Genomic DNA, 22,717 nt, shown 5'->3' on the forward strand with positions numbered 1-22,717 from the left:
TATGCACCTCCTTACTTGTTGTTTCTATTTTTAGTATAGGATGTTTTGCGTATAAGTGCAATTTTTTTACATAAAAATATCTATGGAGGGTTTTACTCCCCCATAGATATTATAGAGCCTTTTTTATTGTCTAAATATATAATTTAAACTGTATTTGAAAGTTTTATATTCCCTTTAAAACACTTGTAAGGTTCCGGCATCAACACTAGTTTTTTATATTATTTCAAAAAACGGAAAGTACGCTTGACATTTATTTCAATTGGTGATATATTTAATGTAAAGCTAGCTTGCCGTTTATGGAGGAATAAAATTTTGAAAAACAGATTGGAAGAAATAAGAAAAGAAAATGGTATAACACAAGAAGATCTTGCACGTGCTGTTGAGGTGTCAAGGCAGACTATCGGATCACTTGAAAACGGAAGATATAATCCGTCAATTATTTTGGCATTTAAGATTGCAAGATTTTTTAACTTGACGATTGAAGAGATTTTTATTTATGAGAAAAATGAAAATGAACAATAAAAATATAATAAAAGATATTTCATTGACATTTTTGGGAATTGGTTTAATTGCACTTGGATTTATAATTAACAAAAATAATTTGAGTCCAAATAAAATAATTAATATAATTTCTTATATATCGATTGCCATCGGATGCGGTTTTTTCGGACATTTTATGAAAAATATCATCAGGCATTTTTCTCTAAAAAATAATGAGGAACTGGTAAGAAAGATTGAGATTGATGAAAATGACGAAAGAAATGTTTTAATTGCAGAAAAATCCAAAGCTAGAGCATATGATATGATGATTTATATATTTGCAGCTTTGATTTTAATTTTTAGTTTAATGGGCATAAATAAATTAACGATTATTTTTCTTGTTGTCGCTTTCATTTCAATGCAAGTGTATGCTTTATATTGGCGTTTTACATTCGAAAAGAAGATGTAATTTAAGGAGAGGATTATGAATATATTTTTAGCCGCTTCACTCGGAGCTATTATTGGTATAGAAAGAGAAATGAAGCACAGGGCTGCAGGTTTCAGAACTCACATCATTGTAAGCGTCGGAGCATGTTTAATTATGCTTATAGGTGTGGATGCAATCGGAGAGATTTCAAGTGACAAAGCTAGAGACGTTGCAAGGATTGCAGGTCAAGTTGTGAGTGGAATCGGATTTTTAGGAGCCGGGACTATTCTTCAAAAAAAGGATGGCGTTTCAGGTCTTACTACAGCTGCAACTTTATGGCTATCTGCAGCAATAGGTCTTGCCGTCGGAATCGGTTATTATGCGGGAGCAATATTTGCAACTATCATTTGTCTAATAACTTTGGTAGCCTTGAAGGGATTCAGCGATTTTATTAATAAGAGAACTACACAGTCATATATCTTGACTTTTGATACAAATAATTTTGAGCAGGACAGTTTTCTTGATATCGCTAAAAAAGAGGGTGTCGAGGTAAGAAAGCTGGATGTTGTCGATGAGGATATGGATGACATTTCAGTGGTTGATGCGACTTTATCTTTTCATAAAAATTATGATATTGACAGTTTTTTCGAGAAATTAAAAACAGATTTACATTTAAAATCGGTAAGATCGAATGAATAACAGAGATAAATTTTTCATTTAAAACAAACAATAAGGGGGACTATTATGGGAGAAATTGTGGAGTTTCCGGACATAAAAAATTTAAAAGAAAAGATTAAAGCACTAAGAGAAAAACTGACATGCACCCACAAACCCGGACAAAATAACCGCGTTTACTACACGGCTTGTAGCCTGTACTCAACAGGTGACAGGCCGTGTAATTTTAGCAAAAATGGGTAAGAAAATAAGGGAGGTAATATGAAAGACAGATATAAAAATGGAATTTTTTCTTATAATGAGCTCTTGCCCATCAAAGCTGGCCACACCTTATCTTTGAGCCTATCAAAGAGGGACGACATAAATATTTACCTCTTTGGCCTGGCCAAGGGGACCGATATTAGTGAGGAGCTTTATGATAATAGGAGCCTTTATATAAATTTGGATGGATACATCAGGATTGGCGACCACAAACTTTCGGCCGACCAGGCGATTTTTTCTGGCGACCTAAATTCATATGCGATTTATGCAGACGAGGATTCTTATTTGCTGGAAATTTCTTATAATAAAAAGGAGGACAAGATGTTAAAATTAGAAAATATGGGACAGGTTTTTTCACTCAAGGATGTAATAAATTATTTAGACGTGGGGATTTCAAATTACGATGTGTTCTCACGTGATGATTTAAAGATTGTACTCATGGCCTTTGATGCAGGCGAAGGCCTAACTCCACATACAGCACCTGGCGATGCACTTATCTTTGCCCTTGAAGGCGAGGCTGACATGATGGTTAAAGATGAAACTCATCGCATTAAGGCTGGCGAACAAATCGTCTTTCCGAAAGGCGTCCGCCACAATGTAACAGCGGTGACGAAATTTAAAATGGCACTGATACTAGTAAAATAATTGGAGGTAAGATTATGAAAATATACAGACCAAAGTTGGAAGACCTGTGGTTTAGGCAGGAGATGATGGAAGACCAGGAGACCATGGCCTACAACCACGCTTACGGTGGCACGATTCCCTTCCCAAAAGATAAGTGGGAAGAGTGGTACAATCGCTATATGTTTGACGATAGCAAATTTTATGCCTATATTAAGGACGAGGATAATAATTTTGTTGGGGACTTGTCCTATCGCTACGATGAGGAAGATAAAATTAATAAGGTCTCCATACTTATCCATGCCAAATATCGGGGCAAGGGATACGGAGACTTTGCTTTAAAAAGCCTTTGCGAGACTGCCAAGTCAAAGGGAGTCAAAGAGCTTTATGATGATATTGGAATTGACAATCCATCCATAAATTTATTTTTAAAAAATGGCTTTGTCGAAGAATACAGGACTGATGAATATATAATGGTCAAAAAAGTTTTGTAGGTCAAGATTACTTATAAAACTGTGAGATGCAAAAAAATAAACGATAAAGCAAAATATTTTGTAAACAAAAAACCAAGGGGTGGAGGTTTCCACTTGCCTTGGTTTTTTCTTTTTTAAAATTAAATTATCTCTCTGGCCTTGACAATATTTACAAAATTAATTTATAATTAAAGTAGTTAGCATAAGCTAACAAATAAAAAATGGAGTGATATTATAAGCAGAAATATGATTTTAAAAAATGTGAAACGCGAGCCAGGACATTTCTTACTCAAGAGATTGGGCAAAAAGAGATTGCGTCCAGGCGGAATTGATGCAACTGATTGGTTGGTAAGTAAAATTGATTTTTCAAGATCGCCAAAAATTTTGGAAGTTGCCTGCAATGAAGCTGACAATATAATGGACTTTGCAAAAAAATACAAAAATAAAAATGTGGGTGTTGATTTAAATGAAAAAGCCATAGCTTCTGCCAAGGCAAATATTGCAAGGAAAAAACTGTCACAATATGTTGATGTCATGGTTGCAGATGCAACAAAGCTTCCATTTAAAGATGAGAGTTTTGATGTAGTAATTAACGAGGCCATGCTCACCATGCTAAGCGACAGTCAAAAGCGAATGGCCCTTAAAGAATACTATAGGGTTTTGAAAAAAGGCGGCTTACTTTTGACCCACGATGTTATGCTGGAAAAAGAAGATGCAGACTTGGTTAAAGAATTGCAAAGGGTAATTTATAATCCTGCAGTCCCCCACACAAAAAATGACTGGCTAAACTTTTATAAGCAAACGGGCTTTGAAAAATCTGACTGCATTTTTGGTAAGATGACCTTGCTTTCAAGGTCCGGTATGATTAGGGACGAAGGATTTTTTGGTATGGTAAAAATTTTAACTAATGGGATCTTAGATGCCAACCGCGGGCAATTATTTGAAATGATAAAGTTTTTTAGAAAAAACAAGTCCAAAATGAATTTTATTGCCATAGCAAGTGTGAAATAATTTGTATGGATAAAAAAGTTTATAGTTTCGAATGCAAATTAAGCGAAAACTCAGTAATGTTAATTTAATAGCTTGAATATTTTATAAAGAGATACGCACACGCATATCTCTTTTTTCTTCACTATCCATTGTTCTATAATATAGTACAAGGAGAGTTTCAAAATGAAAAAAGTTTTAATTTACACTTCAATAGGCGCACTTGTAGCAATTATTTTGTTTTTTGTGGTTGCTTTTTTCGGCAATCCCATAAGTAGGGTTCTTGCAAACAAAGCGGCAAACGATTATTTAAAAACGCACTACACCGACCTCGAGCTTCAAAAAGACAGGGCTTTCTACAATTTTAAAGATGCGAAGTATGTCGTGAGACTTCAGGATAAAAACAGTCCCGACTCAAAGTTCGAGCTCAGTTTTGACAGTTTGGGACGCTTGAAATACGATTCTTACGGGGACAGAACAATAAATACTTTCAGAAGATATGTTGATTTTTTAAATAAACTTAGCGACGAAATCGCAAATGAAAACGGGTTTGATTTCAAGCTCAGGCTTAACCCGAGCGATGAAAAGTATTATAGATATAGTTTACATGTGGACCAGATTTTCTATGCAGATGATTTGCCGAGCCCTGTTAATACACATTTTGAGTCGTATGCGGAAAGTCCAAGTCTCGAAGGGATTATGGACAATTTGAAGAAGATGCAAACGGTGCTCTCGAAAAGAAAAATTCCCGTCGAGAGTTTTTCGGGTATGATTATTCCGCTCGCCGACAAGGCGGAAAAAGGCAAAGCGGAAACTTGGAGAAATGCACTTAGCGTTTTTGATGTGCCGGATAATGTGATTATAGATGGCGACATGAAAGCTTTAAAGAAGATTTACGACGACGAAAATAAAATAGCAAATAAATAGAGCGTGGCAGAGACCACGCTTTTTGTTTGCGATTTTTCTCTTTCCTTTTCATATATATCTCATCACCTGCGATCCGGTTGACAAAGTTCCACTCGGACAACTTTATAACTTGTTCTAAATATTATCCGTGAGTTTCCGCTCACGGATTTTTTTGGGTATAAATATCTGAAAGGAGAATTTATGGGACTATTTGAAAAGAAAACGGAAGATGAAAAAATTCTTGAATTTGTCGAGAAATACCAATTGGAAGAGATGGACGTAGAGGACATAAAGAAGCTGTATGAGGTTTCAAAAACTGCAAAATTCAACTATTGGCCAGGCTTAATTGAGCAAAATTTTATTATTATTAAGCTTTTGGACAGGCTCAATAAAAATATTGAAGAATTAAAAAATAAATAAAACTAAGCATCTATTTTTTAGATGCTTTTTTATTGGAGTTTTTTTAATATCTATCGATTCAAAAATATAGTCATATTAGCTGCTGTTTATAATTGTATTTAGCAAAAAACACGACAGTTATTTTTATTTATGCTAAAATATCGTGCAATTATAATATATAAATTAAAATAAATTAGCATAAAATAATTTTAATATAAAAATTAAATGATATTTATTTTATTTATTGACTTAAATCGCTGAATACTATTGAAAAATATTCCAACTTATTATATAATTAAAATATAAGATAAGTTCTTAATATTAATCAGGAGGAAATTTTTATGAACAAAAAATTCAAAATCGTTTCGGCATTAGCCATTATTTTTGCACTCTCAACCGTTGTGCTTGCTTCGGCAAAACTTGTTAACATCAAGGTTGCATACGACAACATCAAGGTTGTTGTTGACGGAAAAGAAGTTGAGTTCGGTTTGGACTCAACAGGCAAAAAAATTGAGCCGTTCATCTATAACGGCACAACATATCTTCCAATCCGTGCGGTTGGCGAAGCTCTTGGAAAGCAAGTTCAATGGGACCAAAACACTATGACAGCTTTCTTGGGTGACGGCATGGTTAATACAGGTGAAGTAAATAAGGCATTAACTGAGATTATGAAGCCATTTAGCCAAGAAAAGGCTCAAGTTATAGCTAAAGACGAATATAAGACTAAGTTCTCTTTAGGTGGAAAAGAATATAACAACGGTATTCTTTTTAACTCTTATACTTATAAAAAGGGACATACTAACTTCAATCTTGAAGGCAAGTACACTAACCTAACCGGTCTACTAGGTGCTGACCAAGAAGGACTTACAGTAAAGGTAGACTTTATTGGCGATGGTAATCTTCTTCAATCATTTGATGTAGTTGGCGGTCAATTACCGGTTAATGTTAACTTAAACGTTACAGGAGTTAGACTTCTTGAAATTAAGTTTGAATGGACAGATGGACGATACAGCACAACTTACACAGGCTTTGCTGATGTATTCGTAAAATAATAAATATAATCATAGCCGCTTATATGCGGCTATCTTTTTTATAAGGATTTTATTAAAACCTTGAGCATGGAAAAATACGACTATTTCGATAGAAAAGTTTCCGAAGAAGAAAGAGAAGAATTAGAAGCAGAGTACGAGAGACTTTTGAAACAGAGAGATAATAATTAAAGCTTATTGACCGGCAAGCCTCTAGACTTCTATCGTAATCAGATGCTACAGACATTGATTATGCTTATGATTTTTCACTCGGTAACGGAAATTTCTTGACAGAGACCTACTTTGTCAAGTGCTGGTAAAATAAAATATAGTATTATTTCACACACATGCCCACTTATGTGGGCTTTTTGTTTCTTTGTCTGTTTTAGTCAAGAAAAAAGACGCTTTTGTGTCTTTACAATAGTTGGTATACGAGTAATTTAATTTTATTCCTTATTGAACTTCGATATTTCTTCTTTGCTTAGTTGGCTAGGGGAAATTCTTTTTTTCCTGCAGTATGTCATTAGTTCAGGCATGTCTAAGTTGGGATAGCTATCTTCACCTGTTACAAATATACCATCTGCAATGTCGTCAAGTTCTAAATATTCTTTTGGTATACGGGATTCTTTTTCTTTAGATTTTTGGGAAAAATCATGAATAGGATAGCAAGACTAGTTTCAAATTATTTTTATAGATCAATTTTGAAAGATTATGATTTTTGAATTTGAATTTTATTTTTTTTGCAAGCAAAAAGCCCCGACCAAAGGATCAAGGCTTAAATTATAAGGCGCTTGTATTAATTAAATTTCTCTTATGAGGTCGTCGATGATTTTAACTGCGACCTTGGATGAGCGTTCGAAGTTGTCGTCATATTCTGCTTCGCCATCGGTTAGGGCATCTGAGACTGCCTTTATCATGACGAAGTTGGCCCCGTAGAGTTTTGATGAGATGGCTATGGCTGCCCCTTCCATGTCTACAATGTCGCAGCCCCATTCCTCGCGGAGAGCCGTCTTTGCTTCAAGGCCTGCAAATTTGTCGCCTGAAGCCAGCTTGACCCTTTTTAAATGTGGGTCGATTTTTTGGACCAGGTCCACAAGCCTTGGTGTGCACTTAAAAAATATTTCATAAAAGGCTTCGTATTTACCCTTGGGTCCGCCGCCTGCCTCCGTCGTGTCCCATTCGTAGTGGCAAACACTCTCGACCACTGCAAGCTCTTCGACCTCTTGGTTGCTAAGGGCGCCCACCACACCGTAGTTGATGATGATTTCGCACTTGTAAAAGTCCAGAAGGATGGTCATGGCCATGGCCGCACGAATTTGCCCAGCGTTTGATGGGCAGACGAAAATATCCTTGCCGTGGATATGATATTTTAAAACCTCAAAGCCCCCGTGCTTGTATCTTTCAACCGGTTCTCCATATATATTGTAAAAAGCATCAAATTCAATTGCAACTAAAATTCCTATGCTCATATTATCACTCCTTATGTTTATTTTGTTATTTAATTTTAACACATGCTAGAAATAAAAGCTAGAATTTGTGGTTAATTTCGCGATATTCTCGCGAGAATTGACAACAAAATCTCTTTGTGTTAAAATAATTATATTGAAATAAAGCAGTAGACTTATATTTATTATTAAAAAAGGAGATGTGAAATGAAAAGAATTATATCTATAGCTTTGGCTTGTGTCATACTTTTTACAAGCCTGTCATTTGCCAAGGAAAGCGAGGAAAAGCCAATGAGATATGAAATGAAATTTGCCACAGTTACAAATGTTCCAGATGGCGACTATGAAGAAATTTTAGTCGACAACGAGATGGACAAGGACGATATGGGCGAAAAGGAAATGTTTTTATATGTAAAGACAAAAGTGGTAGACCTAAAAACCGGCGAATTTGTCGAGGATTACAAGTTCAAAAAAGGCGAAAAAATCCAGTACTTTTATAGGGCCGACACGCCAATGATGCTTTCGCTACCAGCAAGGATAAAACCGGACGTCATCGGGGTAAATGTGGACGGGGCAGAATTTTCCATGGACGTGGATTATTTTGATAAGGCCGGTCACGGCATAGCAAATAGATTGGATTTAAATCTAGGCGAAGAAATAAAAGCAAAGAACTTTGCAGGAGAAGACGTGAAAGACTTTTTGCCAAATGAAATCCTAGCTCTCTACACAATTGCAACCAGGAGCATACCGCCAATCGCAGCCCCTGAAAAAATTGCAATTCTAAAGGAAGAAAAAATCCAAGACCAAATGACAGATGAAAATAAAGATGCAAAAGAAAACGATAAGCTAAAGGTCTATGAAAAAACCACTGACACCTATTATCTGAGAAAGGCCCTGGAAGGTCTAGGCGCAGAAGTTAATTGGATCAGGGATACAAAGACCACTGAGATTACAAAGGCTGACAAAAAAGTCGTCATCAATAACGATATGAAGGAAATGAGAATCGACGACATGGTTATTGATATGACAGATTTTAAGATTGAAAATAAAATCAGCTACATTAGTAAAGATGATCTTGTAAAGATTTTAGAATATTTAGAAATATAGAATTTGTGGTTAAAATAGAAAAAAATTTCTAGTATATTGTATGTATAAAAATATAAGAAAGCAACCAAATAATTATGGTTGCTTTTTGATTGGGCAAAAAATTTTGTTAGCTTGACCAAGATTTGCGTGAGCTATATTAAAAATGTCACAATCCCACAGGGGGACCTCGACATTTTTCGACCCACATTCTCCTTGAGACTTATCTTCTCTAGACTTTTACATCACTCCAAATTTGCGAGGGCCGTAAGATTCTCAACACCATTTTTTAATCTCATAATTGCGAGATGTGGAAAATAATTATATGGACGAAACTGCTTGTGCAGGACCAACCTTTATCTGCCAAAATACTAGCGAGATCGCTCCAAATGCAAAGATTACTATCAGGTACAGGGACGATGTCTTGGAATTTACGCCAAGCATTAGCCAAAAAAACGGCAGCCTGGTTTTGCCGGATGAAGTTATAGATGCGGAAGGTCTCTTGAATTGGGATAGCCTGATCTATTAGAATGGGTATTCGGTAAATATGTATAAAATAATTGACTCGCTCATACCCAAGGATTAGAGATTATTAAAAAAGGATGAGAGCTTATAGCCAAGGAAAAGACAAAAAGATTAGCAATATTATTAGCATTGACAATGATTTTCTCATTGGCAGCCTGCGGCAAAAAATCTGCAGTCGGAAAAGCCATACAAGCCAAGCGAAAAGAAAGAAAACAAGGCTGACACAGAAAAAAGAAGACAAGAAGGAAGTAGCAAAGGAAGTGCGCAATCGCTTTCTTTTAATTTACATAACAATAACCCCTTTTTTGTCATAAGCTTTACGTTAGAGGGATTTTGTGTCATAATAGTGATATAGGCAAATAGTTATGTAAATACAAGGAGTTCAAGACTTCTACCAAAGTTTAAAACTAAAAAATAAATAGTTGGTGTGCTGTTTAGGAGAGTTTTACAAAAATAAATATTGTAAACCGTGCATCAGCATAAAGGAGGAATATACATGTCTAAGGTAAAAAAAGATACGATTGAAGCAAAAGGTTTTGCTATTCAAATTTATACTGAAGACTTTAAAAATGATTATATAAGTCTAACGGATATTGCAAGATATAAAAATGTGCATAAACCTAAAGACGTTGTTAAAAATTAGTTAAGAGTACGAGATACAATTGAATTCCTTGGTCTCTGGGAAACTATTCACAATCCTAATTTTAAAGGGGTCGAATTCGACTCCTTTAGAAAGGAAGCGGGAACAAATGCATTTACCTCATCCCCTCAAAGATGGATTAAAAATACAAATGCGATTGGTATTGTTTCTAAATCGGGGCGATGAGCAAGGAAACATTTGGTACTTTGTTGAAACCGCGTGCGAAGGTGATTACAAAATTTGCGGATGGATTTTGGAAAAAGATTTGGAGCATGTTGATGTAGGGCCATAATGCACGGTCAGTTACAAACTGAGCATCTATATTTATAGGTGCTTTTTTTGTACAAAAATTTTAAAACAAAATCACAGCTTGTGTTATAATTATAAAAAAGGAGCGAACGGCGATGCTATATTTAGAAATAATAATTTTATGTTCATTGTTTTTTATACTGTGCTATCTCGGCACCGGCACTGACGAAAAGAATTTGAAGAGCTACGATTCATATCCGAACGAAGTGCAAAAGCGAATAAGAGAAATCGACGAATACAGCGGAAAATTCAAAGAGCGAAACGTATACGTCACGTTTTTTTCAAACCTCGTACTCTTTCTGGTGCTCTTCTTTATAATGGGCTTTTTCATTCGCAAGAAAATTTTCATGCAAAACTTTTTAAACCTTTTCATACTCGGGCAAGCGTTAAACATCTTCGACCTCGTTTTTATAGACCTTATTTGGTGGAGAAATGCAGAGCGAATCCGATTCTCAAAAATTCCTCAAAAGGAACTCTATCAAAACCCGCGAAAACACATCGACTCTTTCCTTAGAGCAACAATTATGTATACCGCCGTTGCCGCAATTGACGGATATTTATTAACGCTGTTTTAATCGCAAGCAATCCTATATAGAAATAGTTTCGTTGTCGAAATATTCCGAAATAGAATTGCTTGTATTTTTTTGATATAATCTATTTAGAAATAGTTCCACTATGGAAATATTCTTAAATAGAATCGGAGCAATATATGAAAATAAAGAAAAAATACAAATTAATCGCCGCCCTTCTCATCCTATTAGTCCTCATGCTATCTGCGTTTGACGTGCGACTGAAAATTGTGAAATATAAAATTGAATCTGATAAAATCGACTCCCCCGTTCGCATTGCGCTTGTTACGGATCTGCACTCCTGCAAATACGGCGAAAATCAAAAGACGCTCATCGATGCGGTGAACAAAGAAAAACCGGACATAATTCTTTTGGGTGGAGATATTTTTGATGACATTATTCCCGACACAAACACAAAAATATTTCTAAAAGCAGTTGCGCCGAAATATCCGTGCTACTATGTGACCGGAAACCACGAATATTGGAGCCGCCAATCCGACGAAATGATTGCGTGGCTAAGGGCAAACAATATCTATGTGCTTGACGGAGAAAGTGTGGATGTCGAAATCGGAAATCAAAAAATCAGCTTGAGCGGCATTAACGACCCTGACAAGGAGCGCTTCACCGGAAAAAGCGGAGATTTTTATTCGGAGCTTGACAAAATTCAAAGAGAAAAAGACGATAATTTATTTAGAATCCTTCTCGCCCACCGCCCTTCTTATATTGAGAACTATCTAAAATACGACTTCGACCTCGTGCTTTGCGGTCATGCGCACGGCGGTCAATGGAGAATCCCATTTATTCTAAACGGCGTGTTTGCTCCCGACGAAGGTTGGCTTCCGAAATACGCCGGCGGCAAATACGACTTCCCGAACGGACAAATGATCGTGAGCCGCGGCCTTGCACGAGAATCCACAAGGGTGCCGAGGATTTTTAATCGACCGGAACTTGTTATTGTGGATGTAGTTGGAGTGAAATAGGATTAAGCGTTATTACAACGCAATTTTTGTTGCAAAATATATAATATTCACCATTTCAACTAGAAATCAAATGAGTTTTATCATAATTTTAAATCGACCTATATTTAAAATTGATATATTTTTATTATTTATAGTGAGGTATAAATGAGCAGATATTATTATTCAAATGAAATTAATAAATTTTTAAAGTCAGGTATTAACGAAATTTTTGGCGAAATATCAGGTAATGATAAATATTCATCTGAAGAATTTCAAAAAAATGCATGGAAGGAAGAAATAATTATTTTAAAAAATCAACTGGCTGATTTTAAAGAAGGACATATTATATTTGAATACACTATTCCAAGAATTGGCAAAAGAATAGATGGTGTAATCATATATAAAGGTATTGTTTTTTTATTAGAATTTAAAGTCGGTGCTAACTCTTATTCTAAACATGCAATTGAACAAGTTATGGATTATGCACTTGATCTAAGCTATTTTCACGATGAAAGCAGAGAAAAACTTTTAGTACCTATTCTTATTTGTACAAACGCTCAAAATAATAATTTAAAAATTAATGAATTAAAAGAAAATATACTAGATGTGTTTTGTTGTAATAAAGATGGCCTTTCGACCTACATAAATGCAGTTTGTAATAAGTATAAAAGGCCTGAAATAAATGCTTGCAACTGGATAAATTCAATATATAGGCCAACCCCAACAATAATAGAAGCCGCACAAGCTTTATATACGGGACACAATGTAAAAGAAATTTCAAGAAGCGACGCTAGTGCTAAAAATTTAAGCGATACAACTAACGCCATAAATGAAATTATTGATTACAGCAAAGCTAACAATAAAAAATCTATTTGTTTTATAACAGGAGTGCCTGGTGCTGGAAAAACATTAGCCGGGTTAAATATTGCCATCGAGCGCCAAAAAGTCGATGCTGATGAGCATGCCGTTTTTCTTTCCGGAAATGGCCCTCTTGTTGATGTATTACAAGAAGCTTTAGCTCGAGATGATGTCGAAAGAAATGGCTCAAAGAAAACGGACGCACTTCGAAAGTCAAAAGAGTTTATTCAAATCATTCACCATTTTAGAGATGATGCAATTTCTGTTGAAACTGCCCCAATTGAAAGAGTTGCTGTATTTGATGAAGCGCAACGTGCATGGGACGAAACTAATCTGGCGGACTTTATGAAGAGAAAAAAGGGGAAACTTAATTTCAATATGTCGGAACCTGAATTTCTTATCAGTATAATGGATAGACATGATGGTTGGGCGACTATTGTTTGTTTAATTGGCGGAGGGCAAGAAATAAATAAGGGAGAATCCGCTGGAATTTCCGGATGGTTTGAAGCTCTAAAAAATAAATTTACTGATTGGGATATCTATGTATCCAAGCGAATTACAGATGACGAATACTCAAAAGGACAATCATTTGATAAATTAATAGATGGGTTAAATTATAATATAAAAGACGATTTACATCTATCTGTACCGCTGCGTTCATTTAGAAGCGAAAATGTTGCTTCATTTGTTAAAGCGTTGTTGGATGTAGATATTCAAAACGCCAAATATTTATATAAGGAGTTAGAAAACAAATATCCAATTTATATTACAAGAGATTTGGAAACGGCTAAAAAATGGATTCGTAAAAAAGCGCTAGGCTCTGAGCGCTATGGAATTACTGCAAGCTCCGGAGCAAAAAGACTTCGCAAGTACGGCATATGGGTAGATAATAAAATAAATGCTCCAAACTGGTTTTTAAATGGAAAAGAAGATGTAAGATCCTCATATTTCTTGGAAGAAACTGCCACAGAATTTGAGATTCAAGGATTAGAGCTTGATTGGAGTATCGTTTGTTGGGATGCAAACTTTAGATTTAACAAAAATAAATTTGAATACTACAATTTTAAAGGAACAAAATGGCAAAACGTAAATAAGGAAGAAAACATTTTATATCTAAAAAATGCATACCGCGTATTATTAACGCGCGCACGTCAAGGATTTATCATTTTCGTCCCAACTGGAGATGATAATGACGAAACAATGAAGCCAGAATTCTACAGTGGAGTTTATGAGTATTTAAAAGAAATTGGAATCAAAGAAATTTAGTTAGTAATTATTCCTAAATAAAAAATCGGGTGGCGCATAAATGCACCACCCGCAACACTTTCGTTTTCAGTTCGTGCTTTTATTATAAACCTGATTTCTTAAAATTTTAAAAATTGCATTTGTTTTTAATAATGAACAAAATCTAAAGTGACTTAAAATTTTAAGTCACTTTTTTTATAAAAACTATTGACACCGGATTTCACTTATGGTACTATAAATGTAACATAACATGTACTATAAATGTAACATTTGATGAATGAATTTTTAAAGAAGGTGGAAAATGTTTTACGCAGCTGCATTATTTTATTACATTTTACTTGTGCTTATGTTTTTTGTGGAAGTGCCGAGTTACCTTCCGATTGTTATGGGAATTTTCGTTTTTATTTTCATCTTAATCGAGCTTTTAAAAAACAAAAAGCTTAAACACGCCGTTTCTTCATTTGTCTTGGCTTCTTTGGTTTCCGGTTTCATTCTAATTGCACTCGGAATGCTTCAGTCCGGAGTTGTGGGCGTTGATACAACGGAGATTTTGAGTTATAAAATATTTAAATTGTATGCGCTTTTGAGTGTATTTGTGAATGAGATTTTTATAGAAAGATTAAGATTAAAAAATGCAAAATAAATTTATTTTAAGGGGTTGTTGATATGGATGTTGTGATTGAAAATAGAATTGCAGAATTTCGAAAAGAGCTCGGACTTTCTCAGCACAAACTCGCTCAAGCTGTGGATTTGAAGCGAAGGTCAATTATGGCTTATGAGGCGGGCACGATCAGTCCGACCCTTGAAACCGCATACAAGATTTGCAAAGTTTTAGGGAGAGATATAAAGGAAGTTTTTATTTTTAAATAAGGAGGATTATTATGGGTTTATTAATGAACACTGCAAACGAAGTCGCTGAAAAGGTTAAAGAAAATTTTAACGACACTGAAAACTATCTATTTGCACTAAAGTGTAATGACTTCAAAACCGGTTTATTCAAGTTATTATTGAGCAGATTATATTACACTATGGACGGTGCAAGATCTTTTATTTTATATTTTAGCGAAAAAGGCATCTATGAAAAGGAAATTTCTAATACCATGAACGGCAATTTTGTGCTTATGCCTTGGAATGAAATCGGCGAATTTAATGTTGATTTGAAATCAAGAAAGGCTATAATTACATTATTTCACATCGGCAAGAAGGTGCTTTACGAGATTCCGTACACCGGCACTATGGCAAAAAGCAACAAAAATATGCTCGAAAAATTGCTTGGCAAAAATTTTAACCGAATCGATTAGGAGGTTTATATGAAAAAATCTATTATATTGCTGATTGTTTTTTCTCTGCTTTTTGTGGCATGCAAAAGCCCGAGCGGCGAAAAAACTAACGAAAACAAAGTCGAAGACAAGGCGGCAACCGATGAATCAAAAAATGACGTAGCTGAAGATAAAGACACTAAAGATATCGACGAACAAAAAGATGAGGAAGAGCCGGAAGATGACAAAGAAAAAGTGAATCCTGAAGGTGATTACAAAATTACGATTGACGGCAATGAGTACGGAGCGGTGCACTCTCCCGACGGAAAACTTTTTAATATTGACGAGCTCAACAAAGCTTATGTAAAGTTTTGGAAAGAAGGCAAATACAAGGCCGACAAGGCTCTCGACTTCATCACCGACTATACAAAGAAAATCAGCGACGACGAAATTCTCTACGGTGCATTCCCTGAAACGCAAGATTTTTATATGACTTACAATCAAATTTACAATATTAGTTATTATGCCGTGTTGTCCGGCGAAGACTTTTCGGAAGTTCAATACAAAAAACATTATCCAGGCGAAGCCAAAATTATTGACGGCAATCTTTACTTTGATATAAATTACCTGAAAAATATTTTCGCATTCAAATATGAGCTCGACCCTATGAAAAAGGAAATTACAATCGACTCAAAAGGCGAATTTAATAATGAATTAAAGACAATCTACAACGACAACTACGACAGCATTGAAGACCTGTTCGAAGTGAATTTTGGAAAATAGTTTTTGGCACACAAAAAGCTCCCACACAACGTGAGAGCTTATTTTTTAATCTTTATTTTGTCCAGCCCACTACTCTGTCGACCGGCATGACAAACATCAGTCCGACGCCCGGTTTACTCATGTCGCCGAGTATGTCTTCGACCGCGGCGATTGCGTCGTTTAAAACTTCTTCGTCTTTAACAACCGAGAAAATGACTTTGTTGAACGGTCTGTTGTTGTCGAGTACCGTTCTTAAAAATCCGCCAAACATTGGCAAGTTCGATTCACTGAGCGCCGATCCCATGCCCTGCGAGTCGACAACTGTCGCCCCTTTGATGCCGACTTTTACATATGCTTCGAGCACGTCATTTAATTTTTCCGTTTTATTTAATATCAAAAACAATGCTTTCATTACTTATCCGACTCCTTTATCGCGTCAAGACCGTTCACTTCCCCGGCCTTTGTTATAGAAATTTTTGCAAGTATCGGTCCTGAGATTTCAAAAACCAATACCGAGAATAGTATAACTGTGATTATTTCTTTACTGTACATTGGAAGCTCCCGTGCAACTATCATAGAGAGTCCGATTGAGATTCCACCTTGTGGAAGGAGTGCAAGTCCAAGCCACTTCACAATTGTCTCCTCTGCTTTTACCATTTTCGCTCCGAGAGTTGCTCCTGCAATTTTCCCTGCCGCTCTTGAGAACGCATACACAATTCCGAGTCCGCCGATTGATGCTAAGACCGACAAGTCGAGGCTCGCCCCCGCAAATGTGAAGAACAAAAGGTTGATCGGCGGTGCAAAATCGTTTATAGTTTCAAACACTCTGCCTGCTCTGTTGTTTAAATTTACAAGCGTCGCACCGACCATCATGTTACTTAGAAGCGGCGAAAGTCCGAAATGGTTCGCAGCTCCGGTCGACACAAGAATCGTGAGTATTATAACACAGAGCATGTCCTCTTTGTTTTTCAGTTTTTTCACGATATATGTGAATACAACTCCAATTACCGCGCCTAGTGCTATCGAAAGTATTATTTCCTTCGCCGGGTCAAATATCATTGCAAAAATCGAAACGTCGCCCGCACCTATTGAAAGTTTCGCAAGGCTGAGTGCGATTCCAAACGCCATAATTCCCAATACATCGTCGAGTGCCGCAACCGGAAGTATCGTCTTTGTAAGCGGTCCGTATGCTCTGTATTGTCTTATTACCATGACTGTTCCGGCAGGTGCTGTCGCCGCCGACATCGATGCAATGATGATTGAAAACACAAAAGATTGATTTAGTAAAAAATACATCGCACTAAAAACGACGAGCAAAACTCCGACAACTTCCATTATTGTTATAACGAAAATATCTTTTCCGAGCTTTTTCAAGTCTTCAAGAAAAAATTCCCCACCGATTGCAAATGCAATTATGCCGAGTGCAAATTCATTTACAAATGAAATAATCGGTGCCGCTTCAGACGTGACAAGATTAAAAAATGATGGACCCAAAAGAAGACCCATCACGATGTAGCCTGTAACGTTCGGCAAATTCAAACGTCGAGCTATCTTTGCACCGATGACACCGAATAAAATTACAATACTGATTTTTAAAAATATGTTCAATATACCCCTCCTACCACCCAAAATTTATTACCTGAATATAGTATAGCAGATAAAAGCGAAAAAGTCAATGTGAGTGCGCGTTCATTGCCTACTTATGGCTCTTGCACACAATGCTCTTGTCCTAAAATTGGGTATATAATATGAAAGAATAAAAATAAGGAGCTAATTATGATTTTATATTTTTCAGGAACCGAAAACAGCGAATATATTGCGAATAATTTAAGAAAGATTTTGGTGGACGATGCAATCGACCTATTTCACTTCATAAAAAACGGCGAGAAGCAAACTTTTGAGTCTGAAAAACCTTTTGTGCTCGTTTGTCCGACTTACAGTTGGCGTGTGCCGAGATTTTTGTCGGAGTACTTACAAAAGTGCGAGTTTAAGGGAATGCGTGACATTTATGTCGTCATGAACTACGGCGACTCGTTTGGAAATGCGATAAAATATATTAAAGCAAACACAAAAAAACTCGGACTCAACTTCAAGGGTCTCTACGGGATAAAGATGCCAGAAAATTATTTGATGCTTTTTGAATTGGATTCCGATGAAACCAATCGAAAAATTGTCGAAGCGGCGAAAGCTGAAATCTTAAAGGCAGGCGAATATATTAAGAGCGGAAAAGAAATTCCTGAAAAAACAGTGAAATTGATTGGAAAAATTGAGTCCGGTCTTGTGAACAGCTTTTTCTTTAAATTCATCACAAAGGACAAAAAGTTTTACTACACCGACAAATGCATCAAGTGTGGCTTTTGTGCACAAGTGTGTGTATTAAATAACATCTCCTATAAAGACGGTCACCCCGTATGGAACGGAAACTGTACACACTGCTGTGCTTGCATTGCGAAATGTCCGGTAGGGGCGATTGAATATGGGAAGAAGACGGTTAATAAAGAGAGATATTTACTCTCTAAAATCATTAGTAAGTAGTTTTTATTTGCGTGATATTTTGCGACCTGCTTGCAAACTTCAATTATTTGATTGCTCGGAGTGCAAATGAGCACACCTGTGCAATCAAAAATTGAGTTTACGGCGCATCTCATCAAAATATCATCGCAAATTTAGGTGATGGTTGAGTTTGGATGAAATATCTTATGGCTATAGATGTATTGTACGTCTCGCTCCTAAAATATTTCATCTAAGTGTTTCTCATCGAAAATTCCTTGCAAATTTGATTATTTATTGATGAGAAATGTGTTTAATATTTGCAATAAACGGTTGATTCCGTGTTTTTGTCGCTGCGACATATTTTGCAATATGCCTCACTCCGAAAACACTCCATACAACCGTTTCTCATCAAATTATCATCGCAAATACGGCGGGGGTTGTGCAGAATTTTTAAATAAAAGATGCATGGGAAACACACAATGATGGTGAATTTATAAATCGTAAATGTTTTATACGACGTAAATATGACAATGTGAAAATATTTTAATGTATGTGTTTTATTGTTGTATGAGATGACATTGCTTGTAGCGTCGGGTCACATCCCGACGCATGAGATATAGATAAACACACATGTACAAGATATTTCATTGTATAAATTTTCAACACCGCCCGTAGCGGCGACCAGTTTTTTTATCCATCGAACAGAAATCTTTGATTTCGTCGTGAGATGAGATAAAAAGGTGTATCGCCGCCAAGAGGGAAAATGAATGGAGCAAATTTTTGAAAACACGCATTGCGAAAATTGGTTTGGGGTTTTTTGTTACTATATTTTATTAGCTCAGCGTTGTTGATGATGTTCCAAATTGTATAGGTCTGATATATGGCGGGAGGACATCGTTGTTCCTTACGTCACAACGTATGCCGTCCCGCTACAACGCGTACATTTACATTTACAATTTTATATATAGAATAATTTTATGAATGTGAATATAATTAATAAAAAGGAGAAAATATGCTTGATAAAAAAGGATTCGACATGTGGGCAGATGAATACGACATCGATGTCGAAATTTTAAACAATGAAAATTCATATCCGTTTGCCGGATACAAAAGTGTTCTTTCGAAAATTTTGGCGATCGTTTCAGAAAAAAATAAACCGACTGTTCTCGACATTGGATTCGGAACCGGAGTCCTCACAAAAAAGCTCTACGAAAATGGCTGCACAATCTACGGTCAAGACTTTTCCGGAAAAATGGTTGAAATTGCAAAAGAAAAAATGCCGAATGCAAAACTTTTTGAAGGCGATTTTTCACACGGCTTAAATAAAGAATTGGAAAAAGAACAATACGACTTTATCGTCGCAACCTATTCCCTGCACCATCTCGATGACGATGCAAAAATAAATTTTTTAAATGGGCTCGTCTTGCGATTAAATGACGGCGGCAAAATTATTATCGGCGACGTTATGTTTGAAAATGAAAATGAACTTGAAAAATGCAAAACTGATTTTCACGACTCATGGGATTACGACGAGATATATTTTGTAATTGACAAAATGAAAAAAGCTTTTCCGGATTTGGAATTTCAAAAAATCTCTTTTTGCTCCGGAGTTATAGTTATAAAAAAGAATTAAAGGTGACAAAATGTATCTAATAAAAAATGACACAATTGCCCTTGTGCCGTACACGCCGGACGATGCTCCGGATTTTTATAGATGTTGGAAAGACCTCGACACTCAAAAAGGCTACAACTACAAATTCGACGACAGCCTTTCGGATTTTGCGAAAATAGAAATTGAGAGATTTAAGTTTTGGGTGACTGTGCGCGACATAAAAACAAATGAAAAAGTCGGTGTTCTAAGACTTAGCCCCGACAAAATTGACCCTGACCTTGCAGTTTGGATTTTTCCTGAGTATAGAAATATGGGATACGGCAAAAATGGAATGTGCCTTGCCCTTGAGTACATTTTCGAAAATTTTTCATTTGAGGCAATCACAGCCGGATGTTTTGAACGCAATAAATACAGCAAACAAATATTGGAGCGAATCGGATATAAACGCTTCCCCACTGCGGACACAATCGAAGTCGACTGCTTCACGGGTGAAAAAATAAAAATGCTGATGTTTAAAATTGAGAAAAAGGAATTTATCAAATAAAAAAATAAAAACTTAACGAGAAATCTATACTTATCTTTTTCTTAATATATTTATAAAAATGATACGTTCCATCAAACTTGTACAAAAAATATTTTTTTACACTGCTTGTACATTTTGCTCAACCCGTGCCAAACCGTATATTTTTTTCTTGTTTGAATTTCCGAATTGTTGTACCTAAGCTTGTCGATTTTATATGATTTGATTATAAAATATGATTTTATTTTGCCCCTACATTTGTCAACAGTTTTATAAACTATCCCTACTCGCATTTTTGATTGAGAAAATTTAATTTTGGGTATTAGTTTGTTAGGAGGTATTTTATGAACAAAGATAATAAAGTTATGTCAACTGTTTCAATTTTCCTCGGTATTCTCTCCATTTTATGGTATTTCGCCGAGGACACGAGATTTGTTCCGTTTGTGCTTGCTGCAATTGCACTTGTAGTTGCAATCATTGCATTCTTTAGCAGCAAAAACGAACTCAACACTCCGGCACTCGTAATCTCAATTGTGGGTATAGCACTTACAAGTGCGAGATTTATCGGATGCGTCGCATGCGCAAGTTGCATAAATAACGGACTTGGCTCAATTTAGATCGTAATTAAATTTATGGAACCGAAATGAAAAAATTTCGGCTCTTTTTTTGCAAAAATACGAAAAATTTGATATAATATTAAAAAGGTATTTATATATGAAGATAAAGACAAGTTCAAAACTAAATCTGTTTTTAAAAGTGATTTCAAAAAGAGATGATGGATATCATGATATAAAGACAATTATGAGCGAATTTGATTTCGGCGATGAAATTTTTATTTCAAAAAGTTCCACCGACAGCTTTAATTCGAACATGGTTTCAACAGGTCCTAATCTTGTCGAGAAGGCACTTTTAAAGCTGCGTGAACATGTGAGTGTTCCAAGTGTTTCAATTGAGCTAAAAAAAATGACCCCTATCGGTTCCGGTATGGGCACCGGTTCGTCCGATGCTGCCGAAACGTTAAAGGGCCTAAATGATTTTTTTAATTTAAAGCTCGATAGGACTATGCTTTTAAAAATTGCCGCCGAAATCGGAATGGACGTTCCGTTTTTTATCGACGGAAAACTTGCACTCGCTACAAAGAGGGGTGACAAGCTTGAAGCTGTTGATGGTGTTTTTAAAAATGCACTTGTCGTGATGGATGAACCTGTTATTTCTAAAAATATTTATACTCTTTTGGAGCCATCTGATTTTGATTCAGACGAACCGAACACACTTATTCTGCCCGTTTTGAGAAATTATCCGAAGGTGCGTGATTTTTATTATCACCTTCAAAACATCGATAAAAACTTCAGAATGAGCGGTGCCGGGGGAGCATTTTTCCTAATTGGTGAGAATGATTATTTAAACCAAGTGAAAAACAAGGTGTCTGCAAAGTTGAAGATGATTGTGGATATCCGAGTACCTGAGGTGGGTTATGACGACTTTATTTTTAGTTCTTAAAATAATATTTGTCCTGTTTTATTTGGGTATTTTGTCGTATATGGCGAATTACTTTTTCAGGAAGTCCGGTTGGAGCAGGTTCTACTATCTTTTGGGCGTGCTATCCGTCATCGGCATAATAATCACGGGACAAGCATTTATTGTGAGAGCTTACAATTATTTTTCCCCAAATGAGGCTCTGCCTCTCATTCTTGGAATCAGCAGATCTTTGGTCGCACTTTTCTTTGTGATTGTGAATATCCTTAGTTATTATATGTATATTGCATATTTCAATAAAAAGAGATATCAAAATCAACAAAATGTGGTCTGGATTTTGAGTGTACTGTCAATAATTTTAGTTGCACTTCCTCAAAACGACTACGCAAAAGATGTACCGGGACTTCTACTGCCGAGACTCAGAGTTATTCCGTCAGTCATCGCGGGACTTTATGTGTCACTCGTTCTTATGATTGACTCATACTACAAAACAAACGCGCATTTTCAGCACTACGCACTTTGCTTGTTTTTGCTGCAGCTCGTTCAAATCGTTAACAGCTACTTTTTAAAAGCAAAAGCGAAAACTGAATTTATTTATTACGCACTGATTTGTATAATATTCATTGCTATGCTTACTATTTTTTATCGAGAATTATATAAGAAAAATGAGCTTGAACGATTCTAAAGCAGGATACTTTTCCACCC

30 protein-coding genes and 1 pseudogene are annotated in these 22,717 nt (G+C 35.9%); 28 read left to right on the plus strand and 3 right to left on the minus strand.

Translation table 11 applies throughout. From position 1 onward, the window contains the following. Positions 1-312: 312 nt before the first annotated feature. From C7381_RS06955 to C7381_RS06995, 10 genes are all read left to right on the plus strand, one after another. The gene (locus tag C7381_RS06955) at positions 313-522 is read left to right on the plus strand and encodes a helix-turn-helix transcriptional regulator (protein ID WP_116480407.1); all 210 of its coding nucleotides are present in this window, start codon (positions 313-315) and stop codon (positions 520-522) included. Further along, complete coding sequence (locus C7381_RS06960; RefSeq protein WP_116480461.1) at positions 512-949, plus strand: hypothetical protein; 438 nt, start codon at positions 512-514, stop codon at positions 947-949. The genes C7381_RS06955 and C7381_RS06960 overlap by 11 nt, the downstream gene beginning before the upstream one ends. Before the next feature lie 15 nt (positions 950-964). Then, positions 965-1,606: an MgtC/SapB family protein gene (locus tag C7381_RS06965; protein ID WP_116480408.1), complete on the plus strand. Its 642-nt coding sequence runs from the start codon at positions 965-967 to the stop codon at positions 1,604-1,606. A 45-nt stretch (positions 1,607-1,651) separates the two neighbouring features. Next, the gene (locus tag C7381_RS08600; RefSeq protein WP_165803628.1) at positions 1,652-1,825 is read left to right on the plus strand and encodes a hypothetical protein; all 174 of its coding nucleotides are present in this window, start codon (positions 1,652-1,654) and stop codon (positions 1,823-1,825) included. A gap of 18 nt (positions 1,826-1,843) precedes the next feature. After that, positions 1,844-2,488 (plus strand): cupin domain-containing protein, encoded by a 645-nt coding sequence (locus C7381_RS06970; RefSeq protein ID WP_116480409.1) that lies wholly within the window; start codon positions 1,844-1,846, stop codon positions 2,486-2,488. Between the two features lie 14 nt (positions 2,489-2,502). Next, entirely contained in the window at positions 2,503-2,958 is a 456-nt protein-coding gene (locus C7381_RS06975; RefSeq protein WP_034546726.1) for a GNAT family N-acetyltransferase, read from the plus strand. A gap of 225 nt (positions 2,959-3,183) precedes the next feature. Then, positions 3,184-3,948 (plus strand): class I SAM-dependent methyltransferase, encoded by a 765-nt coding sequence (locus tag C7381_RS06980; RefSeq protein ID WP_116480411.1) that lies wholly within the window; start codon positions 3,184-3,186, stop codon positions 3,946-3,948. A 162-nt stretch (positions 3,949-4,110) separates the two neighbouring features. Further along, positions 4,111-4,851 carry a YfjL-like protein gene (locus tag C7381_RS06985; RefSeq protein ID WP_116480412.1) on the plus strand — a complete coding sequence of 247 codons (741 nt, stop codon included), beginning with the start codon at positions 4,111-4,113 and terminating at the stop codon, positions 4,849-4,851. Between the two features lie 180 nt (positions 4,852-5,031). Further along, entirely contained in the window at positions 5,032-5,250 is a 219-nt protein-coding gene (locus C7381_RS06990) for a hypothetical protein (RefSeq protein ID WP_116480413.1), read from the plus strand. A 320-nt stretch (positions 5,251-5,570) separates the two neighbouring features. After that, entirely contained in the window at positions 5,571-6,281 is a 711-nt protein-coding gene (locus tag C7381_RS06995; RefSeq protein ID WP_116480414.1) for a stalk domain-containing protein, read from the plus strand. 776 nt (positions 6,282-7,057) lie between these two features. Here C7381_RS06995 and C7381_RS07000 read toward each other — a convergent pair. Then, positions 7,058-7,726, minus strand: a complete 669-nt coding sequence (locus C7381_RS07000) for a 5'-methylthioadenosine/S-adenosylhomocysteine nucleosidase family protein (protein ID WP_116480415.1) — start codon at positions 7,724-7,726, stop codon at positions 7,058-7,060. Between the two features lie 183 nt (positions 7,727-7,909). On the opposite strand from C7381_RS07000, the gene C7381_RS07005 reads away from it, so the two are divergent. The 12 genes and pseudogenes from C7381_RS07005 to C7381_RS07050 all read left to right on the plus strand — a co-directional run bounded on the left by C7381_RS07005 (position 7,910) and on the right by C7381_RS07050 (position 15,932). Then, positions 7,910-8,809, plus strand: a complete 900-nt coding sequence (locus C7381_RS07005; protein WP_116480416.1) for a stalk domain-containing protein — start codon at positions 7,910-7,912, stop codon at positions 8,807-8,809. A gap of 286 nt (positions 8,810-9,095) precedes the next feature. Beyond that, positions 9,096-9,314 carry a hypothetical protein gene (locus C7381_RS07010; RefSeq protein WP_165803629.1) on the plus strand — a complete coding sequence of 73 codons (219 nt, stop codon included), beginning with the start codon at positions 9,096-9,098 and terminating at the stop codon, positions 9,312-9,314. A 73-nt stretch (positions 9,315-9,387) separates the two neighbouring features. Beyond that, entirely contained in the window at positions 9,388-9,624 is a 237-nt protein-coding gene (locus tag C7381_RS08520; RefSeq protein WP_133240935.1) for a hypothetical protein, read from the plus strand. 182 nt (positions 9,625-9,806) lie between these two features. Continuing rightward, positions 9,807-10,133 (plus strand): annotated as a pseudogene (locus C7381_RS07015) (KilA-N domain-containing protein); the annotation flags it as partial. Further along, the gene (locus tag C7381_RS08605; RefSeq protein ID WP_165803630.1) at positions 10,102-10,242 is read left to right on the plus strand and encodes a hypothetical protein; all 141 of its coding nucleotides are present in this window, start codon (positions 10,102-10,104) and stop codon (positions 10,240-10,242) included. The pseudogene C7381_RS07015 and the gene C7381_RS08605, both read left to right, overlap by 32 nt. Positions 10,243-10,354: 112 nt before the next feature. Continuing rightward, positions 10,355-10,834 (plus strand): ABC transporter permease, encoded by a 480-nt coding sequence (locus C7381_RS07020; RefSeq protein WP_116480418.1) that lies wholly within the window; start codon positions 10,355-10,357, stop codon positions 10,832-10,834. 134 nt (positions 10,835-10,968) lie between these two features. Further along, on the plus strand, positions 10,969-11,808 hold the full coding sequence (locus C7381_RS07025) for a metallophosphoesterase (RefSeq protein ID WP_116480419.1): 840 nt from the start codon (positions 10,969-10,971) through the stop codon (positions 11,806-11,808). 144 nt (positions 11,809-11,952) lie between these two features. Beyond that, entirely contained in the window at positions 11,953-13,911 is a 1,959-nt protein-coding gene (locus tag C7381_RS07030) for a DUF2075 domain-containing protein (RefSeq protein ID WP_116480420.1), read from the plus strand. 280 nt (positions 13,912-14,191) lie between these two features. Beyond that, positions 14,192-14,533: a hypothetical protein gene (locus C7381_RS07035; protein WP_116480421.1), complete on the plus strand. Its 342-nt coding sequence runs from the start codon at positions 14,192-14,194 to the stop codon at positions 14,531-14,533. Positions 14,534-14,556: 23 nt separating this feature from the next. Then, positions 14,557-14,760, plus strand: a complete 204-nt coding sequence (locus C7381_RS07040) for a helix-turn-helix transcriptional regulator (protein ID WP_034546693.1) — start codon at positions 14,557-14,559, stop codon at positions 14,758-14,760. Positions 14,761-14,771: 11 nt separating this feature from the next. Then, positions 14,772-15,191: a hypothetical protein gene (locus tag C7381_RS07045; RefSeq protein ID WP_034546691.1), complete on the plus strand. Its 420-nt coding sequence runs from the start codon at positions 14,772-14,774 to the stop codon at positions 15,189-15,191. A gap of 9 nt (positions 15,192-15,200) precedes the next feature. Next, positions 15,201-15,932, plus strand: a complete 732-nt coding sequence (locus tag C7381_RS07050) for a hypothetical protein (RefSeq protein ID WP_116480422.1) — start codon at positions 15,201-15,203, stop codon at positions 15,930-15,932. A 52-nt stretch (positions 15,933-15,984) separates the two neighbouring features. Here the strand turns inward: C7381_RS07050 and C7381_RS07055 are convergent, their stop codons facing one another. Both C7381_RS07055 and C7381_RS07060 read right to left on the minus strand, forming a co-directional pair. Next, positions 15,985-16,323, minus strand: coding sequence for a P-II family nitrogen regulator (locus tag C7381_RS07055; RefSeq protein WP_034546688.1), 339 nt, complete (start codon positions 16,321-16,323; stop codon positions 15,985-15,987). Continuing rightward, positions 16,323-17,519: a cation:proton antiporter gene (locus C7381_RS07060; protein WP_116480423.1), complete on the minus strand. Its 1,197-nt coding sequence runs from the start codon at positions 17,517-17,519 to the stop codon at positions 16,323-16,325. Before C7381_RS07060 ends, C7381_RS07055 begins: the two co-directional genes overlap by 1 nt. 168 nt (positions 17,520-17,687) lie before the next feature. Here C7381_RS07060 and C7381_RS07065 point away from each other — a divergent pair, with 168 nt between their 5' ends. The 6 genes from C7381_RS07065 (at position 17,688) to C7381_RS07090 (ending at position 22,697) form a co-directional block, all read left to right on the plus strand. Beyond that, the gene (locus C7381_RS07065; protein WP_116480424.1) at positions 17,688-18,446 is read left to right on the plus strand and encodes an EFR1 family ferrodoxin; all 759 of its coding nucleotides are present in this window, start codon (positions 17,688-17,690) and stop codon (positions 18,444-18,446) included. Between the two features lie 970 nt (positions 18,447-19,416). Then, the gene (locus C7381_RS07070; protein WP_116480425.1) at positions 19,417-20,037 is read left to right on the plus strand and encodes a class I SAM-dependent methyltransferase; all 621 of its coding nucleotides are present in this window, start codon (positions 19,417-19,419) and stop codon (positions 20,035-20,037) included. A gap of 10 nt (positions 20,038-20,047) precedes the next feature. Then, positions 20,048-20,560, plus strand: coding sequence for a GNAT family N-acetyltransferase (locus tag C7381_RS07075; RefSeq protein ID WP_116480426.1), 513 nt, complete (start codon positions 20,048-20,050; stop codon positions 20,558-20,560). Between the two features lie 320 nt (positions 20,561-20,880). Then, positions 20,881-21,153: a hypothetical protein gene (locus tag C7381_RS07080; RefSeq protein ID WP_034546658.1), complete on the plus strand. Its 273-nt coding sequence runs from the start codon at positions 20,881-20,883 to the stop codon at positions 21,151-21,153. Between the two features lie 97 nt (positions 21,154-21,250). Beyond that, positions 21,251-22,036 carry a 4-(cytidine 5'-diphospho)-2-C-methyl-D-erythritol kinase gene (locus tag C7381_RS07085; RefSeq protein ID WP_116480427.1) on the plus strand — a complete coding sequence of 262 codons (786 nt, stop codon included), beginning with the start codon at positions 21,251-21,253 and terminating at the stop codon, positions 22,034-22,036. Further along, entirely contained in the window at positions 22,011-22,697 is a 687-nt protein-coding gene (locus C7381_RS07090; RefSeq protein WP_116480428.1) for a hypothetical protein, read from the plus strand. The genes C7381_RS07085 and C7381_RS07090 overlap by 26 nt, the downstream gene beginning before the upstream one ends. The last annotated feature ends 20 nt before the right edge of the window (positions 22,698-22,717 follow it).

Source organism: Ezakiella coagulans, from assembly GCF_003096635.1.
Taxonomy (GTDB): domain Bacteria; phylum Bacillota; class Clostridia; order Tissierellales; family Peptoniphilaceae; genus Ezakiella; species Ezakiella coagulans.

Coding starts and splice junctions, on each gene's coding strand:
- C7381_RS06960 (WP_116480461.1), top strand. CDS start 512: ATGAACAATAAAAATATAATAAAAGATATTTCATTGACATTTTTGGGA.
- C7381_RS06965 (WP_116480408.1), top strand. CDS start 965: ATGAATATATTTTTAGCCGCTTCACTCGGAGCTATTATTGGTATAGAA.
- C7381_RS08600 (WP_165803628.1), top strand. CDS start 1,652: ATGGGAGAAATTGTGGAGTTTCCGGACATAAAAAATTTAAAAGAAAAG.
- C7381_RS06970 (WP_116480409.1), top strand. CDS start 1,844: ATGAAAGACAGATATAAAAATGGAATTTTTTCTTATAATGAGCTCTTG.
- C7381_RS06975 (WP_034546726.1), top strand. CDS start 2,503: ATGAAAATATACAGACCAAAGTTGGAAGACCTGTGGTTTAGGCAGGAG.
- C7381_RS06980 (WP_116480411.1), top strand. CDS start 3,184: ATGATTTTAAAAAATGTGAAACGCGAGCCAGGACATTTCTTACTCAAG.
- C7381_RS06985 (WP_116480412.1), top strand. CDS start 4,111: ATGAAAAAAGTTTTAATTTACACTTCAATAGGCGCACTTGTAGCAATT.
- C7381_RS06990 (WP_116480413.1), top strand. CDS start 5,032: ATGGGACTATTTGAAAAGAAAACGGAAGATGAAAAAATTCTTGAATTT.
- C7381_RS06995 (WP_116480414.1), top strand. CDS start 5,571: ATGAACAAAAAATTCAAAATCGTTTCGGCATTAGCCATTATTTTTGCA.
- C7381_RS07000 (WP_116480415.1), bottom strand. CDS start 7,726: ATGAGCATAGGAATTTTAGTTGCAATTGAATTTGATGCTTTTTACAAT.
- C7381_RS07005 (WP_116480416.1), top strand. CDS start 7,910: ATGAAAAGAATTATATCTATAGCTTTGGCTTGTGTCATACTTTTTACA.
- C7381_RS08520 (WP_133240935.1), top strand. CDS start 9,388: ATGAGAGCTTATAGCCAAGGAAAAGACAAAAAGATTAGCAATATTATT.
- C7381_RS08605 (WP_165803630.1), top strand. CDS start 10,102: ATGCGATTGGTATTGTTTCTAAATCGGGGCGATGAGCAAGGAAACATT.
- C7381_RS07020 (WP_116480418.1), top strand. CDS start 10,355: ATGCTATATTTAGAAATAATAATTTTATGTTCATTGTTTTTTATACTG.
- C7381_RS07025 (WP_116480419.1), top strand. CDS start 10,969: ATGAAAATAAAGAAAAAATACAAATTAATCGCCGCCCTTCTCATCCTA.
- C7381_RS07030 (WP_116480420.1), top strand. CDS start 11,953: ATGAGCAGATATTATTATTCAAATGAAATTAATAAATTTTTAAAGTCA.
- C7381_RS07035 (WP_116480421.1), top strand. CDS start 14,192: ATGTTTTACGCAGCTGCATTATTTTATTACATTTTACTTGTGCTTATG.
- C7381_RS07040 (WP_034546693.1), top strand. CDS start 14,557: ATGGATGTTGTGATTGAAAATAGAATTGCAGAATTTCGAAAAGAGCTC.
- C7381_RS07045 (WP_034546691.1), top strand. CDS start 14,772: ATGGGTTTATTAATGAACACTGCAAACGAAGTCGCTGAAAAGGTTAAA.
- C7381_RS07050 (WP_116480422.1), top strand. CDS start 15,201: ATGAAAAAATCTATTATATTGCTGATTGTTTTTTCTCTGCTTTTTGTG.
- C7381_RS07055 (WP_034546688.1), bottom strand. CDS start 16,323: ATGAAAGCATTGTTTTTGATATTAAATAAAACGGAAAAATTAAATGAC.
- C7381_RS07065 (WP_116480424.1), top strand. CDS start 17,688: ATGATTTTATATTTTTCAGGAACCGAAAACAGCGAATATATTGCGAAT.
- C7381_RS07070 (WP_116480425.1), top strand. CDS start 19,417: ATGCTTGATAAAAAAGGATTCGACATGTGGGCAGATGAATACGACATC.
- C7381_RS07075 (WP_116480426.1), top strand. CDS start 20,048: ATGTATCTAATAAAAAATGACACAATTGCCCTTGTGCCGTACACGCCG.
- C7381_RS07080 (WP_034546658.1), top strand. CDS start 20,881: ATGAACAAAGATAATAAAGTTATGTCAACTGTTTCAATTTTCCTCGGT.
- C7381_RS07085 (WP_116480427.1), top strand. CDS start 21,251: ATGAAGATAAAGACAAGTTCAAAACTAAATCTGTTTTTAAAAGTGATT.
- C7381_RS07090 (WP_116480428.1), top strand. CDS start 22,011: ATGACGACTTTATTTTTAGTTCTTAAAATAATATTTGTCCTGTTTTAT.